Annotated in this window: 13 protein-coding genes; 9 read left to right on the top strand and 4 right to left on the bottom strand. The window is 61.4% G+C overall.

Annotation, left to right across the window (positions count from 1 at the left end; translation table 11 throughout):
• The first annotated feature begins 56 nt into the window (after positions 1-56).
• Positions 57-911, top strand: a complete 855-nt coding sequence (locus ACR0IP_RS16300; protein WP_480526723.1) for a LysR family transcriptional regulator — start codon at positions 57-59, stop codon at positions 909-911.
• Positions 912-915: 4 nt separating this feature from the next.
• Here ACR0IP_RS16300 and ACR0IP_RS16295 read toward each other — a convergent pair whose 3' ends face one another.
• Complete coding sequence (locus ACR0IP_RS16295; protein ID WP_170379334.1) at positions 916-1,098, bottom strand: DUF1674 domain-containing protein; 183 nt, start codon at positions 1,096-1,098, stop codon at positions 916-918.
• Between the two features lie 90 nt (positions 1,099-1,188).
• Here ACR0IP_RS16295 and ACR0IP_RS16290 point away from each other — a divergent pair, with 90 nt between their 5' ends.
• The 8 genes from ACR0IP_RS16290 (at position 1,189) to ACR0IP_RS16255 (ending at position 10,023) form a co-directional block, all read left to right on the top strand.
• On the top strand, positions 1,189-2,445 hold the full coding sequence (locus ACR0IP_RS16290) for an RsmB/NOP family class I SAM-dependent RNA methyltransferase (protein WP_480526720.1): 1,257 nt from the start codon (positions 1,189-1,191) through the stop codon (positions 2,443-2,445).
• Positions 2,446-2,535: 90 nt separating this feature from the next.
• Positions 2,536-4,275, top strand: coding sequence for a heparinase II/III domain-containing protein (locus ACR0IP_RS16285; protein ID WP_170747415.1), 1,740 nt, complete (start codon positions 2,536-2,538; stop codon positions 4,273-4,275).
• Between the two features lie 22 nt (positions 4,276-4,297).
• Positions 4,298-5,887 (top strand): bifunctional phosphoribosylaminoimidazolecarboxamide formyltransferase/IMP cyclohydrolase, encoded by a 1,590-nt coding sequence (gene purH / locus ACR0IP_RS16280; RefSeq protein WP_480526718.1) that lies wholly within the window; start codon positions 4,298-4,300, stop codon positions 5,885-5,887.
• On the top strand, positions 5,887-6,357 hold the full coding sequence (lspA, locus tag ACR0IP_RS16275) for a signal peptidase II (RefSeq protein WP_170482152.1): 471 nt from the start codon (positions 5,887-5,889) through the stop codon (positions 6,355-6,357). The genes purH and lspA overlap by 1 nt, the downstream gene beginning before the upstream one ends.
• Positions 6,358-6,407: 50 nt before the next feature.
• Entirely contained in the window at positions 6,408-6,923 is a 516-nt protein-coding gene (locus ACR0IP_RS16270; RefSeq protein ID WP_480526716.1) for a DUF3035 domain-containing protein, read from the top strand.
• 82 nt (positions 6,924-7,005) lie between these two features.
• Positions 7,006-8,346: a M16 family metallopeptidase gene (locus tag ACR0IP_RS16265; RefSeq protein ID WP_480526714.1), complete on the top strand. Its 1,341-nt coding sequence runs from the start codon at positions 7,006-7,008 to the stop codon at positions 8,344-8,346.
• Positions 8,343-9,647: a M16 family metallopeptidase gene (locus tag ACR0IP_RS16260; RefSeq protein ID WP_480526712.1), complete on the top strand. Its 1,305-nt coding sequence runs from the start codon at positions 8,343-8,345 to the stop codon at positions 9,645-9,647. Before ACR0IP_RS16265 ends, ACR0IP_RS16260 begins: the two co-directional genes overlap by 4 nt.
• A gap of 211 nt (positions 9,648-9,858) precedes the next feature.
• Positions 9,859-10,023: a hypothetical protein gene (locus ACR0IP_RS16255; protein WP_170379318.1), complete on the top strand. Its 165-nt coding sequence runs from the start codon at positions 9,859-9,861 to the stop codon at positions 10,021-10,023.
• Between the two features lie 52 nt (positions 10,024-10,075).
• Here the strand turns inward: ACR0IP_RS16255 and ACR0IP_RS16250 are convergent, their stop codons facing one another.
• From ACR0IP_RS16250 to deoC, 3 genes are read right to left on the bottom strand one after another with little or no spacing between them, the layout of a single operon-like run.
• Complete coding sequence (locus ACR0IP_RS16250) at positions 10,076-10,885, bottom strand: SDR family oxidoreductase (RefSeq protein WP_480526709.1); 810 nt, start codon at positions 10,883-10,885, stop codon at positions 10,076-10,078.
• Positions 10,886-10,910: 25 nt separating this feature from the next.
• Positions 10,911-13,244 (bottom strand): aldehyde dehydrogenase family protein, encoded by a 2,334-nt coding sequence (locus tag ACR0IP_RS16245; RefSeq protein ID WP_480526707.1) that lies wholly within the window; start codon positions 13,242-13,244, stop codon positions 10,911-10,913.
• Between the two features lie 11 nt (positions 13,245-13,255).
• The gene (deoC, locus tag ACR0IP_RS16240; protein ID WP_170667431.1) at positions 13,256-14,254 is read right to left on the bottom strand and encodes a deoxyribose-phosphate aldolase; all 999 of its coding nucleotides are present in this window, start codon (positions 14,252-14,254) and stop codon (positions 13,256-13,258) included.
• Between the last annotated feature and the right edge of the window lie 63 nt (positions 14,255-14,317).

Here is a 14,317-nt window from a genome sequence, read left to right as displayed (position 1 = left end):
CCCCTCGTGTCATTATCACAATTAATGCTTATTTCGTCTGAGGGTTGGTTTTTCTAATGGCTAAGGAAAAGATCGGTTTGCCACCATTGGACTGGCTGCGGGTGTTCGAAGCGGCTGGTCGACTGGGCGGTTTCTCGGCCGCTGCGCGTGAGTTCGGTTTGACTCAGGCCGCGGTGAGCCAGCGGATTGGCAACCTTGAGGCCTGGCTCGGGCGCACTCTTTTTGTGCGTGAGGCGCGGGGCGTGTCGCTGACCATCGAAGGCGAAAGCTATCTGCCGCTGGTGCAAGACAGCCTGCAGGCGCTGGAACGCAACACCGAAGACCTGTTCGGTAAATCCCCACGAGAGCTACGGGTCGCGGGGCTTTCCTCACATATCCACGCACTGGTTCTGCCAGCCTTGCCTTCCTTTCTGAACATGCGCCCCAAGGTGCGGGTGATGACAGATTCGGTGACGCGTAGAACGTCGTTGGAGGAAGAGCGGACATGGCTGCAAATCCGCTACGGTCGCGGTGTCTGGCCGGGGCGCAAGGCCAAGCTGATCGCGCCCGAGGTGCTGGCCCCGATGGCTACGACCGATGTGTCCTGGGGCGCGCCGGTGATTGATCTGCGAGGCGAGCGGCCCGGCTGGCAGGACTGGGCGCAGGGTTCAGGGATCAAGGATCTGCCGCCGGGCCGGATCAGCTTTGATTCCGTCGGGCATGCGATGAAGGCGGCGCGGCAGGGATTGGGGGTTGTTCTGGGATCAGTGCCCCTCGCTGCAGAAAGCCTGCAGTCGGGGCGTTTGCGCAGGCTCGACCTGCCAGAGCTGAAGACCAAGGATGGCTATTGGCTGACATGGCCTGAGGATCGGGCCAAATCGAAAAAGCAACGCGCGTTGTTGGATGATTTCCTGCAAGCGCTGCGGAGGTAAACCATCAGAAGTCGATGGCGATGCCCTTTTTCTCCCAATCGCCATAGCGCGCCGGGTCCGGGCCATCACGTCCGCCCAGCTCTTTCGGCATCTCCATTGCCTCGGCTTCGGCCTTGCGGCGACGCTCGGCGGCCTCGGCCAATGCGCGCTGGGCTGCGGGCGGCAGATCTTTGGTGTCGTCACTCATGACATCGGGTTCCTTTCCGGTCACGGTCTTGATATACGCCACCGTCCGCCAAAGGCAATGCGGACCACAAGCACATCAAAAGGCGGTTCCATGTCCGACAATGCAACAGCGGCGCGACGCAGCGCGATCTATCTGCTGGATCAGATTTTGGGCGAAGGGCGGCTTTTGTCCGAATGTCTGGCCGCAGGCGCGCTGGACCGGTTGGCCCCGGAAGACCGGGCGCGGGCGCAACGCCTGACGCTGGAAACCCTGCGCGGGCTCGAGCGCGCGGACCGGCTGCTCGACAATCACCTCAATCGCACCCCCGCGCTGACCGTTCACAATGCGTTGCGTCTGGGCGCAGTCGAACTTTGCCACGGCGAGGCCGCGCATGGTGTGGTGAATTCCATGGTCGAAATTGTTGGCCGTTCGCGCAAGCATGGGCGTCTCAAAGGATTGGTGAATGCGGTGCTGCGCAAGGTGGCCGCCGAAGGGCCAGACGCTTGGCCCAAGATGCGCGTGCCACGTCTGCCGGACTGGCTTCGTGATCCGCTGGTCATGGCCTGGGGGGCAGAGGCTGTCGCTGGCATGGAGCAAGCCCATTTCGCAGCCGCGCCACTGGATTTGACGGTCAAGCCGGGGGCGGATGCGCCGGGTCAGGCCCTGCCGACCGGATCAATGCGGGTGCAGGATGCGGGGCAGGTTTCGGCCTTGCCGGGCTATAACTCGGGCGATTGGTGGGTGCAGGATGCGGCGGCGGCGATACCGGTGCGCGTGCTGGCCCCAAAGGCCGGCGAGAAAATCCTCGACCTCTGCGCCGCGCCGGGGGGCAAGACGTTGCAAATGGCCGCTGCTGGGGCCGAGGTGACGGCGCTGGATATCTCGGAGCAGCGGTTGGACCGGGTGCGCGAAAACCTCACGCGCACCGGGTTGAAGGCAAGCGTTATCGCGGGCGACGCGTTGGACCATCAGGGTCAGTATGATGCGATCCTGTTGGACGCGCCCTGTTCTGCAACCGGTACGATCCGCCGCCACCCGGATCTGCCCTTTGCTAAGGACGGCTCGGAATTCGGCGGTCTGATCGAGTTGCAGACCCAGATGCTGGCCCATGCCTGGAGCCTGCTCAAACCGGGCGGGCGGTTGGTCTATTGCACCTGCTCGTTGCTGCCTGACGAGGGCGAGGTGCAGGTCGAAGAGGCGCTGGACATGTACCCGGACATGACCGTGGATCGCGACGCGCTGACCCTCGATGGGGTCGAGCCGGAGTGGATCACCGAGGAAGGCGGCCTGCGTCTGCGGCCCGATTATTGGCCGGATCGCGGCGGGATGGATGGATTCTACATCGCCTGTCTGAACAAATCCGCCTGAGCGCATGCTTTTCGATGACTTGACGATCGGCGCGGTCTATCGTTGGGTCTCAAGCGCCAGCAGAGCGCAAGAGGCAGAGTAACGAGCGTCATGTCAGATACGGACACCATGACCAGCCGGTGGATGCGGTTCCAGAACCGTCTCTATGCGCGCCTGAGCCAGCGGCAAAAGGCGGTCACGGGGTTTGTCACGCAGCCCGAACCGCGCACCGTCGGGTCTTTTGCCCGCGGCCGTCAGCTGGTGGCGGGCAATCTGCTGTTCTCGGGATATCTTGTCGAGGCACAGGATACGGGTCTGTGGGAGGTCACAGCCCCCAGTCTGGGCTTTGATGATGAGAGGCACGGCTTTGCTTGGCTGGATGATCTGGCGGCTGTCGGTGACATGCGGGCGCGAGACAAGGCGCAGCGCTGGGTCTGGGGCTGGATCGAGGTGCATGGGCGCGGGCAGGGCCCCGGATGGGTTCCCGATCTGACCGGACGGCGTGTCATGCGCTGGATCAACCACGCGTCCTTTTTGCTGCGGGGCGCAGATGAGGCGCAGAGCAAACTGTTTTTCCGGTCTCTCGCGCAACAAACATGGTTTCTGTCTAAACGCGCCCATGCCGCAACGCCGGGTTTGCCAAGGTTCGAGGCACTGGCTGGTCTGGTCCAGGCCGGGCTGGCTCTGCAGGGGCTGGAGGGGATGGCCGATCCCGCCCTGCGTGCGTTGGCGCGCGAATGCGAACGGCAAGTCGACAAACAGGGCGGGATCCCGACGCGCAACCCCGAAGAGTTGCTTGAGGTGTTTACGCTACTCGGCTGGACCTCCGCCGCCCTCAGCGATCTTGGGCGCGGCACGCCGGTGGCGCAGGCCGCAGCGATCAAGCGGATCGCGCCTACCCTGCGCAGTTTGCGCCATGCGGATGGAGCTCTGGCCCGGTTCCATGGCGGCGGACGCGGGATCGAAGGCCGGTTGGAACAGGCGCTGGCCCAAAGCGGGGTCAAGCACAAGGCGGCAACCGAATTGCCAATGGGCTTTGCCCGGCTGTCTGCCGCCCGCACGACCGTGATCGTTGATGCCAGCCCTCCGCCCGTCGGCGCGGCCTCGCTGAACGCGCATGCCTCAACCACGGCGTTCGAGCTGACCTCGGGCCGGCGTCCGCTGATCGTGAATTGCGGCTCCGGGGCCAGTTTTGGACTGGATTGGCGTCGGGCGGGACGAGCCACGCCGTCTCATTCCACGCTCTGTCTGGATGGATATTCCAGCGCGCGTCTCGCTAAACCTGTAACGGGCAGTGAGCGGCAGGCGCTGGTGGATGCGCCACAAGACGTCCCCGTGGATTTCGAGGACGCGTTCGAGGGCATCCGCTTCATGGTCGGCAATGATGGCTATACCAAGGTTTTCGGCCTGACCCACGCGCGCACGTTCGAGCTGCGCTTTGACGGGCGTGAGCTGACGGGCGAGGATATCCTGCTGACAACAAGCGACAAATCCAAGCGGCAGTTTGACAAGGCGATGGATGCCTCGGGTCTTTCAGGTGTCGGGTTTGATATCCGGTTTCATCTGCACCCGGATGTGGATGCGGCCGTTGATTTGGGTGGTTCGGCGGTGTCGATGGCCCTCAAAAGCGGTGAGATCTGGGTTTTCCGCCATGATGGCGTGGGAAAATTGTCCGTCGAGCCAAGCGTTTACCTTGAAAAAGGGCGTTTAAAGCCGCGCGCGACAAAACAGATCGTTCTATCTGGCCGCGCAATGGAGTATGCGACGCGCATCCAGTGGACGTTGAGCAAGGCGCAGGATACAGCCTATGCCGTGCGCGACATGCACCGGGACGAACCCGAATTCGACTGACGCCAAAAGGACCTTTGGACCCATGACCGACCTTCACCCCGTGCGCCGCGCGTTGCTTTCCGTTTCCGACAAGACCGGGCTGATCGAGCTGGGAAAGGCGCTGGCCGAGCGCGGGGTTGAGCTGCTGTCCACCGGGGGGACCGCCAAGGCCCTGCGCGATGCGGGGCTTGAGGTTCGGGACGTCAGCGAGATCACCGGCTTCCCCGAGATGATGGATGGTCGGGTCAAAACCCTGCACCCGATGGTTCATGGTGGCCTTTTGGCGCTGCGCGACAATGACAGCCACGTGGCGGCCATGGAAGAACATGGCATTGGTGCGATCGACCTGCTGGTCGTGAACCTCTACCCGTTCGAGGCGACAGTGGCCAAAGGGGCCGACTATGACACCTGCATCGAGAATATTGATATCGGCGGTCCGGCGATGATCCGCGCGGCGTCCAAGAACCACACTTTTGTGAACGTGGTTGTGGATGTCGAAGACTATTCATCGCTGCTTGACCAGTTGGACGAGAACTATGGCAAGACGTCCTATGGGTTCCGCCAATGGCTGGCGCAAAAGGCCTATGCCCGCACAGCGGCCTATGACACAGCTGTTTCGAACTGGATGGCTGATGCCCTGCAGCTGGAGGCCCCCAAGCGCCGTGCCTTTGCCGGTGAGCTGAAACAGACCCTGCGCTATGGCGAGAACAGCCACCAGCAGGCGGCGTTTTATACCGATGGCACCAACCGCCCCGGCGTGGCGACCGCCCTGCAGCATCAGGGCAAGGAACTGAGCTACAACAACATCAACGACACCGACGCAGCTTTTGAGCTGGTTGCCGAGTTCAACCCTGCCGACACTGCCGCCTGCGCGATTATCAAACACGCCAACCCCTGCGGTGTCGCGACCGGAGCGACCTTGCTGAACGCGTATAAATCTGCGTTCGATTGCGACCGGACCTCGGCCTTTGGTGGGATTGTCGCGCTGAACCAACCTCTGGACGCGGAAACCGCGCAGGAGATTACTGGCATCTTCACCGAGGTCGTCATTGCCCCCGGTGCCTCGGATGAGGCCAAGGAGATCTTTGCCGCCAAGAAGAACCTGCGCCTGTTGACGACTGAGGGTCTGCCGGACGTGACCGCCGGTGGGAAAACCGTGCGTCAGGTGGCCGGTGGCCTTCTGGTCCAAGACAAGGATAACGGGTTTGTCGGCATGGATGACCTGAGAGTGGTCACCAAGAAAGCTCCGACCGACGAACAGATGCGAGACCTTCTGTTTGCGTGGAAAGTCGCCAAGCACGTCAAATCCAACGCTATCGTCTACGTCAAGGACGGGGCGACCGTCGGGGTTGGCGCAGGCCAGATGAGCCGCGTCGACTCGGCGCTGATTGCGGCCAAGAAAGCCGAGCGTATGGCTGATGTGCTTGGACTGCCGCAGCCGCTGACCATCGGCTCAGCCGTGGCCTCGGATGCGTTCTTCCCCTTCCCAGACGGTCTGATGGAAGCGGCTGAGGCAGGTGCGACCTGCGTGATTCAGCCCGGCGGTTCAATGCGCGACGACGAAGTGATCGCTGCGGCAGACGAGGCTGGTCTGGCCATGGTCTTCACCGGCATGCGCCACTTCCGCCACTGATGCGCAGCCGTCTACTGCTCTGGGCCGCAATCACGGCATTTCTGATCGACCAGATCAGCAAATATCTGGTCGTTCACGTGATGCGCGTTGCTGAGGGCAATATCGACGTTCTGCCGCCGCTACTGGTTTTCAAGTATGGCGAGAATCGCGGGATCAATTTTGGCCTGTTTCAAGGGAACTCGGACGCTGCGCGGTGGGTTCTGATTGGTATCTCGGTTGCCGTCTGCATCGCGGTTGCGATCTGGCTGTGGCGGTCGGCCCCAACCAAGGTGATGCTGTTGAGTGGCGGGCTGCTGATCGGCGGGGCGCTGGGGAATGTGGTTGATCGGGTGCTGTATGGCTATGTTCTGGATTTCCTGAACATGTCCTGTTGTGGCATCAACAATCCCTTCGTGTTCAATCTGGCCGATGTGTTCATCTTTGCCGGTGCCATCGGGCTTGTGTTGTTCGACAGTAAAAAGCCCTCGTGACGCGCCCGAAGAGATGCGTTAAAAGCACCTGAAACAGGTTGGAGACTCTTATGCGGTTTTCGCGCGCCCTAATTGCCATGATCCTTGGTGCAGCCGTTGCGGGCTGCAACAACCCCGGCCTGCGCGATCTTGACCCTCCGGGGGAAGGGCCGGATGAGTTCTCCGTGCTGCCGGTTAAACCCCTGACCCAGCCGAAGGACTATGCGTTTCTGCCGGCCCCCACACCGGGCGGCGGCAACCTGACGGATCCGAACCCGAACGCAGACGCCGTGGTGGCCCTTGGGGGCAACGCATCGGCGCTGAACCCGAATGCGGCGATCCCATCCTCGGATGCCGCGCTTGTAACAGCCTCAAGCCGTTATGGCGTTCCGGCGAACGCGCGCGCCGTGGTCGAGGCTGATGATGAAGCCTTCCGCAAGCGCCGTGGCCGTTGGACCGGTCTGCGCCTGTTCCCGGTCGACCGCTACCAGCAGGTTTACGAACGTCAGTCGATCGATCCCTTTGTCGAAACCGATGCAGCCCGTCGCATTGGGGTAGAGACACCGTCTTCACCTCCGAATGAATAATTCTTTAACTTTCTGTCATCTCCCTTGATCCCGACGGGCTCCACCGTAGTTTGAAGTCTAGAAACGAAACGGAGGATGCCCCATGGTTCGGGCTTTGGCACTATCTGCCGCCCTGATGGCAGCCACCCCGGTCCTGGCCGAGGACGGGAAAGAGGCGGTCACAACCTTCACTTTGGACAACGGCATGGATGTCGTCGTGGTCGAGGATCACCGCGCGCCAGTTGTGCAGCACATGGTCTGGTATCGCGCCGGATCGGCAGATGAGCCGATCGGGTCGTCCGGCGTGGCGCATTTCCTCGAACACTTGCTGTTCAAGGGCACCGATACTCTGGCACCGGGCGAATTCTCGGCCACGGTTGCGGCCAATGGGGGTAATGACAACGCCTTTACCTCCTATGACTACACAGCCTATTTCCAGCGCGTCGCGGCCGACCGGCTGGAGCTGATGATGCAGATGGAATCGGATCGGATGCGCAATATTCGCCTGTCTGAAGACGATATTGCCACCGAACGCGACGTGATTCTGGAAGAGCGGAACCAGCGCACTGACAACAACCCGCGCGCGCTGTTTGGCGAGCAGATGAACGCAGCGCAGTACCTCAACCACCGCTACGGCGTCCCGATCATCGGCTGGCGGCATGAGATGGAGACGCTGGACATGGAGGACGCGCTCTCCTTCTACCAGACGCACTACGCCCCCAATAACGCCATCCTTGTCGTGACCGGAGATGTCGACCCGGACGACGTGCGCAGCCTTGCGGATCAGTATTACGGCGTGATCCCGGCTAACCCGGACCTGCCGGAACGCATCCGCTCGCAGGAGCCTCCGCAAACGGCGGAACGTCGCCTGACCTACAAAGACCCACGTGTGTCGCAGCCCTATGTGCAGCGCAGCTACCTCGCCCCGGAACGCGATCCGGGTGCGCAGGAGAAAGCGGCCGCCCTGTTTCTATTGGCTGAACTGCTCGGGGGCGGAACGACCTCATATCTGAACGAGAAACTGCAATTCGAAGATCAGGTCGTTACCTATGCAGGCGCGTTCTACCGGGGGGTCTCACTGGATGACACCACCTTTGACCTTTTGGTTGTTCCGGCCGAAGGTGTCTCGCTGCAAGAGGCCGAGGATGCCATGGATCGGGTCGTGGCGGAGTTCATCGCCGAGGGTGTGAACGAAGACGATCTTGACCGGATCAAGATGCAGCTGCGCGCGTCGCAGACTTATGCCCGTGACAATGTGGACGGCATCGGCAACCGCTATGGCCGTGCCCTGACCAGCGGCTTGACGGTTGAGGATGTGCAGGCCTGGCCCGACGTCCTGCAGGCCGTGACCGGGGATGAGATCATCGCCGCCGCCCGTGAGGTTCTGCAACTGGAAAGCTCGGTCACCGGCTGGCTGATGCAGGATGATGAGGTGACCCAATGAAACGCATCTTCGCAACCCTGATCGCCTTTGTCCTCGCGCTGCCCGCATGGGCCGAGATCGAGATTGAGGAGGTCACCTCGCCCGGTGGTATCACCGCGTGGCTGGTCGAGGATCATTCGATCCCCTTCGCAGCGCTCGAGCTGCGCTTTCGCGGCGGCACTTCGCTGGATGATCCGGACAAGCGCGGCGCGGTTTACCTGATGAGTGGCCTGATCGAAGAGGGCGCGGGTGATATGGATGCCCGCACATATGCGCGCGAGTTGGAGTCGCTGGCGGCCTCATTCACCTATAATGCCGGAGACGATACGGTTTCGGTATCGGCCCGTTTCCTGACCGAAAACCGGGATGAGGTGATTGACCTGCTGCGCACAACCCTGCTTGAACCGCGCTTTGACGAAGACGCGGTGGAACGTGTGAAGGCGCAAATCCTGTCCGGCCTGCGCTCGGACCAGACCGACCCGAACGATATAGCCGGTCGCAGCTTTGCCGCCATGGCTTATGGAGATCATCCCTACGGGTCCGAAGGCAAAGGCACGCTTGAAACCGTGGCAGCGTTGACACGCGATGATGTGGTTACGGCCTATGAAAGTGTATTTGCCAAGGATCGCCTCTATGTGGGCGCTGTCGGCGATATCACCGCAGAAGAACTGGGCGTGTTGCTGGATACCCTGCTGCTGGACTTGCCCGAGACCGGAAAACCGATCCCTGACAGAGCTGAGGTTCAGATCGAGGGTGGCGTAAGCGTGGTCGAATTCGACACGCCGCAATCCGTGGCGCTGTTCTCGCAGAAAGGGATCGACCGGGATGATCCCGATTTCTTCGCGGCCTTTGTTCTGAATCACATTCTTGGAGGCGGCGGTTTCGAAAGTCGCTTGATGCAAGAGGTGCGCGAAAAGCGCGGCCTGACCTACGGCGTCTATTCTTATCTGGCGCCCAAGGACCTTGCCTCGGTTTATCTGGGTTCGGTGTCGTCCTCCAACGATCGCATCGCTGAAGCCGTCGAGGTGATCCGCGACGAATGGGCCCGAGCAGCGTCCGAGGGTGTAACCCAGAAGGAGTTGGACGACGCCAAGACCTATCTGACCGGGGCCTATCCGCTGCGGTTTGATGGCAACGGCCGTATTGCCGGGATCATGGTCGGGATGCAGATGCAAGGTTTGCCGATCGACTATATCGCGACTCGCAACGACAAGGTGAATGCGGTGACGCTGGATGAGATCAATCGCGTGGCGTCCGAACTGCTGGACCCGGAGGGCCTGCACTTCACCATCGTTGGAAAACCCGAAGGGGTGGACGGCTGACGCCGTCCCCCTGCGCTTGCAGGGCGGGATACCTATCACTAGCGAGCAATGCGCCGCTTACCGGATCGGCAACTCTCCGCCTTAACCAACCGTTAACGCGTCTTGGCCATACTTTAGCCAGAAATGTCGAGAATTCTGTGATAATCGGAATATGAGATGGGATTCCTTTGGTCCTCATCTCTTGTCACAGCTTGGGATGGATAGTGACGCTATGGTAGTTGCGATTATGGGATTGGGCACAGTTGCAGGGTTGCTGACCTTTGCGGCAGCTTTGATTCTTGGCCAATCCCTGCTCAGCGCCTTTGCACTTTACGTGGTGGCCGGCGTCCTGACCTCGCTGCTGGTCGCCGCAGGAATCTATTTCAGAAGCTCTTGAGGAAGCTGTAGCCGAAACAAAGCCCCGCGGCTGAACATTCAGCCTTAAAGCTTTAGCCCTTTTTCGCCGCCCGCAGCATCTGACCCATCATCTGGCCAAACTTGCCCGAGCCGCGCTGATACAAGGCTCCATCAACCGCCATGACTGTGCCGCTGATATAGCTGGCCATATCTGAGCTGAGGAAGAGGCAAGCGTTGGCCACGTCCTGCGGTTGGCCCCAACGACCCAATGGAACGTCCTTGCGCAGCGCTTCGCCCGCATCGGGGGTTGGCGCAAGGCGTTTGGCCCCTTCGGTGCCCTCAATGAAACCAGGCACGACCGAGTTCACACGGATGCCTTCGACGCCCCATTCCATGGACAGGGTTCGGGTGATCTGATCAACGCCCGCCTTTGCCGCGCAGACATGAGCCTGCCCTTCATACGGCAGATAGGATTGCGGGGCCGAGATGTTGATGATGCTGCCACCGGGCCGTTTGAGGTAAGGGTAGGCCCCTTTCAGAACATGAACGGTGCCCATCAGGTCAATGTCGACAACGGTCTTGAACGCATTGACCGACATCTCGGACATCAGCGCCGGGAAGTTCCCTGCCGCACCTGACACCAGCACGTCGAAATCGCCAAACGCATCATGGAACTGTTTCAACGCCGCCGTCACCGCGTCCGGATCGCGCACGTCAAACGCCGCACCGATGGCCTCCGCCGCGCCTGCCGCTTTCAGCGCAGCGACGGTATCATCCACTTTTTCTTGTGAGCGGCTGGCAACCGCCAACCTCGCGCCTGAGGCCGCAAAGGCCTCGGCAATGCCCCGGTTAATACCGCTGGTGCCGCCAATGACGATGACGGTTTTGTTTGCAAAGTCCATGTGGGCCTCCCGTGATGCGGGAGCCCTACTCGCCGTAGGGCACCCAGATGTTTTTCACTTCGGTCGCAGCCTGAAGGAAGCGGCGGGAATGGTCCATGCTCCAATCAAATGCCGTCGCGTTATTGACCCAGGTCCGTTTCAGGTTCCCGGCTGAGATGACCTCGATCTCTTTCGACAGATCCGTCGAAGAGAATGACCAGACCGCATCCACGTTCAGATGCGAGGCCAGCGGCTTCGCCAATTCCACATGGCTGCCAGTCAGGATATTGACCACACCAGCGGGCACGTCCGAAGTTTCGAGGATCTGATAGAAATCCGTCGCCGCCAGCGGATACGGCTCGGATGCCGCCAGAACCACTCGGTTCCCCATGGCAATCGCAGGGGCCATCGCCGAGACCAGACCCAGCAGCGGCGCCTCATCCGCGCAGAGCGCGCCGATCACGCCGACGGGTTCCTTCATGGCGATTGCTACGCCCCGGATCGGAACGCCATGCACCTGACCGTCATATTTGTCGGCCCAGGCAGCGGCGGTGAACAGGCGCTGGATCGAAGCTTCAACCTCTTTTGCACCGTCCTTCTTGCCGGTCATGGCGTCGATACGGGCGGCAAATTCACCCGCACGGGCCGAGACATTCTCGCCGATATAGTAAAGGATTTGCGCCCGCAGATGACCGGTTGTCTTGGACCAGCCTTTCGCGCCTGCTGCGGCCTCAACCGCGTTGCGGACGTCCTTGCGGTTGGCAAGGCCAACGTGACCCAAAAGACCTGACTTGCCCCAAACAGGCTTGGAATACCCGCCATCCGGCCGGGCCTGCTTGCCGCCCACATACATTTTGGCAGTGCGGTCGATGGGGTCGACCGAAGCGCCTTCGCCTGCGGCTGCCTCGACCTTGGTCAGCGGTTTGGCCTTGCCCTTGGGCTTGGTGTAGGCCGTCAGCCCCTCCCAACCGCCTTCACGGCCAAAACCGCTTTCGCGCACTCCGCCAAACCCGGCTGCGGCGTCGAACAGGTTGGTGGCGTTGACCCAGACCACGCCCGCAACCAGCTTGGGCGCGATATCCAGCGCGAGGTTCACATTCTCGGTCCAGACCGTTGCGGCCAGGCCGTAGCGGGTGTTGTTCGCCAGCTCGACCGCCTCAGCCGGGGTGCGGAAGGTCGAGGAGACCAGAACCGGGCCAAAAATCTCCTCCTGCATCAGCGGGTCCGAGGTCTCGAGCCCCGAGATCAGCGTTGGAGGGTAGTAGCAGCCGTTTTCCGGCAGCTCACAGGCTGCGTGGTAGACATGGCCAGCGGTGTTGGTGTCGACCAAGGATTTGATGGTCTGCAGCTGAACCGGGTCCACAACCGCGCCGACGTCGATGCATTTGTCCAGCGGATCACCGATGCGCAAACCGTCCATCCGGGCGCGCAGCTTGTCGTGAAAGCGGTCGGCAATGCCCTCCTGCACCAGCAGGCGGGATCCTGCGCAACAGACCTGACCCTGATTGAACCAGATCGCATCGACCAGACCTTCGATTGCGGAATCAATATCGGCGTCGTCGAAGACGATATAGGCGGACTTGCCTCCCAGCTCCAAGGTCAGTTCCTTGCCCGAACCCGCAGTCGCCTCGCGGATACGCCGCCCCACGACGGTCGAGCCGGTAAACGCGATCTTGTCAACGTCCGCGTTTACGATCATCTCGCCCACCGCACCGTCACCGGTCACGATATTGACGACGCCCTTGGGTAGCCCGGCCTGTAAGCAGATATCAGCAAACAGCAGCGCAGTCAGCGAGGTATATTCGGCCGGTTTCAGAACCACCGTATTCCCCATCGCCAGCGCGGGCGCGATTTTCCAGGCCAGCATCAGCAGCGGGAAGTTCCACGGGATGATCTGCCCACACACGCCCAAGGCCTCAGCATCGGGCAGCTCGCTCTCCATCAATTGCGCCATACCGGCGTGGTAGTAGAAGTGGCGTTGCGCCAGAGGGATGTCGATGTCACGCGATTCACGGATCGGCTTGCCGTTGTCCATGCTCTCAAGCACGGCGAACAGGCGCGCATGTTTCTGCAACAGCCGCGCAATGGCATAGAGATACCGCGCCCGGCCTGCGCCGCCCAGTTTCTCCCACTTGGGTTGCGCCTTGCGGGCAGCTACGACTGCCGCGTCCACATCCGCCTGCTTGGCCTGGGTCAGCTTGGCCAGAACCTCTCCGGTCGCGGGATTGCTGCTTTCGAACCCTTTGCCCGGTTTGGTGAAACTCCCGTCGATATAGTGACCGAACGCATCGCCCTGATCGACCAGCCAGGCCAACGCCTCAGCTGCGCTTTCGGGGGCAGGGCCATAGTCCATGGTCTCGAAGATTTCTTTGACTGTCATTGTTCTTTTCCTCAGCCCATGGAGTGACGATAACCGGCGGAATACGCGCCCGTCACATAATGTTCCAACTGCCGTTCGATATCGCCCAGAAGTGACGAGGCGCCAAAGCGGAACAGGTCCGGCTCCAGCCAGCGGTCGCCCAGTTCATCCTTGATCAGCGACAAATAAACCAAGGCATCCTTGGCCTTCGAGATACCACCCGCAGGCTTGTACCCCACACGATACCCGGTGCGGTCATAGTAGTCGCGAATCGCGCGGATCATCACCAGCGATACGGGCAGAGTAGCGTTGACGCTTTCCTTCCCGGTCGAGGTTTTGATGAAATCCGCCCCCGCCATCATGCAGACCAACGAGGCGCGGGCGACGTTGCGCAGGCTGCCCAGCTCTCCGGTCGCCAGAATGGCTTTGACATGGGCATCGCCGCAGGCAGCGCGGAAGGCCTTCATCTCATCATACAAAGCCTGCCAATCGCCCGACAGCACGTGACGGCGTGAGATCACGATGTCGATTTCTTCGGCGCCTGCTTTGACGCTTTCCTCAATCTCGGCCACGCGCAGGTGGAAGGGCGACAGGCCCGCCGGGAACCCGGTCGACACCGCCGCCACCGGAATGCCGGTGCCGTTCAACGCGTCCACGGCGGTCTCGATCATGTCATGATAGACGCAAACCGCCCCGGTTGTGATAGGCGGCATGTCCAGCGCCTGCAACAATGCGGAGGAAACCGGCTGGCGCGCTTTGGAGCACAGGCGGCGCACGCGGCCTACCGTGTCATCCCCCGACAAGGTGGTCAGGTCGATCATGGTGACTGCTTTCAGCAACCACGCGGCCTGATAGTCTTTCTTGACGGACCGCCGACCGGGCAGGGTCGCGGCGCGGCGCTCAATCGCTGAGGTGTTGGCCTGCACGGCGCGGACCCAATCCAGATCCAATTCCATGCCGGGGTTTCTGGGTTCGGTCACTTGCGGCAGATGCGCGGTGCGCACGGGGCTGTCTGAGCTCTGCGTTTCCATACTCACATCCTTTGGGAGGTTTGCGCCAAAATCGCACGGCTTGGCAGTAAATGGAAGGCAGCA

Source organism: Ruegeria sp. AL11 (assembly GCF_056540865.1).
This window is presented reverse-complemented; position numbering and strand designations above follow the sequence as displayed.

Excerpts from the sequence above, each read along its gene's own strand:
- ACR0IP_RS16300 (WP_480526723.1), top strand. The coding sequence starts at position 57 with ATGGCTAAGGAAAAGATCGGTTTGCCACCATTGGACTGGCTGCGGGTG.
- ACR0IP_RS16295 (WP_170379334.1), bottom strand. The coding sequence starts at position 1,098 with ATGAGTGACGACACCAAAGATCTGCCGCCCGCAGCCCAGCGCGCATTG.
- ACR0IP_RS16290 (WP_480526720.1), top strand. The coding sequence starts at position 1,189 with ATGTCCGACAATGCAACAGCGGCGCGACGCAGCGCGATCTATCTGCTG.
- ACR0IP_RS16285 (WP_170747415.1), top strand. The coding sequence starts at position 2,536 with ATGTCAGATACGGACACCATGACCAGCCGGTGGATGCGGTTCCAGAAC.
- purH (WP_480526718.1), top strand. The coding sequence starts at position 4,298 with ATGACCGACCTTCACCCCGTGCGCCGCGCGTTGCTTTCCGTTTCCGAC.
- lspA (WP_170482152.1), top strand. The coding sequence starts at position 5,887 with ATGCGCAGCCGTCTACTGCTCTGGGCCGCAATCACGGCATTTCTGATC.
- ACR0IP_RS16270 (WP_480526716.1), top strand. The coding sequence starts at position 6,408 with ATGCGGTTTTCGCGCGCCCTAATTGCCATGATCCTTGGTGCAGCCGTT.
- ACR0IP_RS16265 (WP_480526714.1), top strand. The coding sequence starts at position 7,006 with ATGGTTCGGGCTTTGGCACTATCTGCCGCCCTGATGGCAGCCACCCCG.
- ACR0IP_RS16260 (WP_480526712.1), top strand. The coding sequence starts at position 8,343 with ATGAAACGCATCTTCGCAACCCTGATCGCCTTTGTCCTCGCGCTGCCC.
- ACR0IP_RS16255 (WP_170379318.1), top strand. The coding sequence starts at position 9,859 with ATGGTAGTTGCGATTATGGGATTGGGCACAGTTGCAGGGTTGCTGACC.
- ACR0IP_RS16250 (WP_480526709.1), bottom strand. The coding sequence starts at position 10,885 with ATGGACTTTGCAAACAAAACCGTCATCGTCATTGGCGGCACCAGCGGT.
- ACR0IP_RS16245 (WP_480526707.1), bottom strand. The coding sequence starts at position 13,244 with ATGACAGTCAAAGAAATCTTCGAGACCATGGACTATGGCCCTGCCCCC.
- deoC (WP_170667431.1), bottom strand. The coding sequence starts at position 14,254 with ATGGAAACGCAGAGCTCAGACAGCCCCGTGCGCACCGCGCATCTGCCG.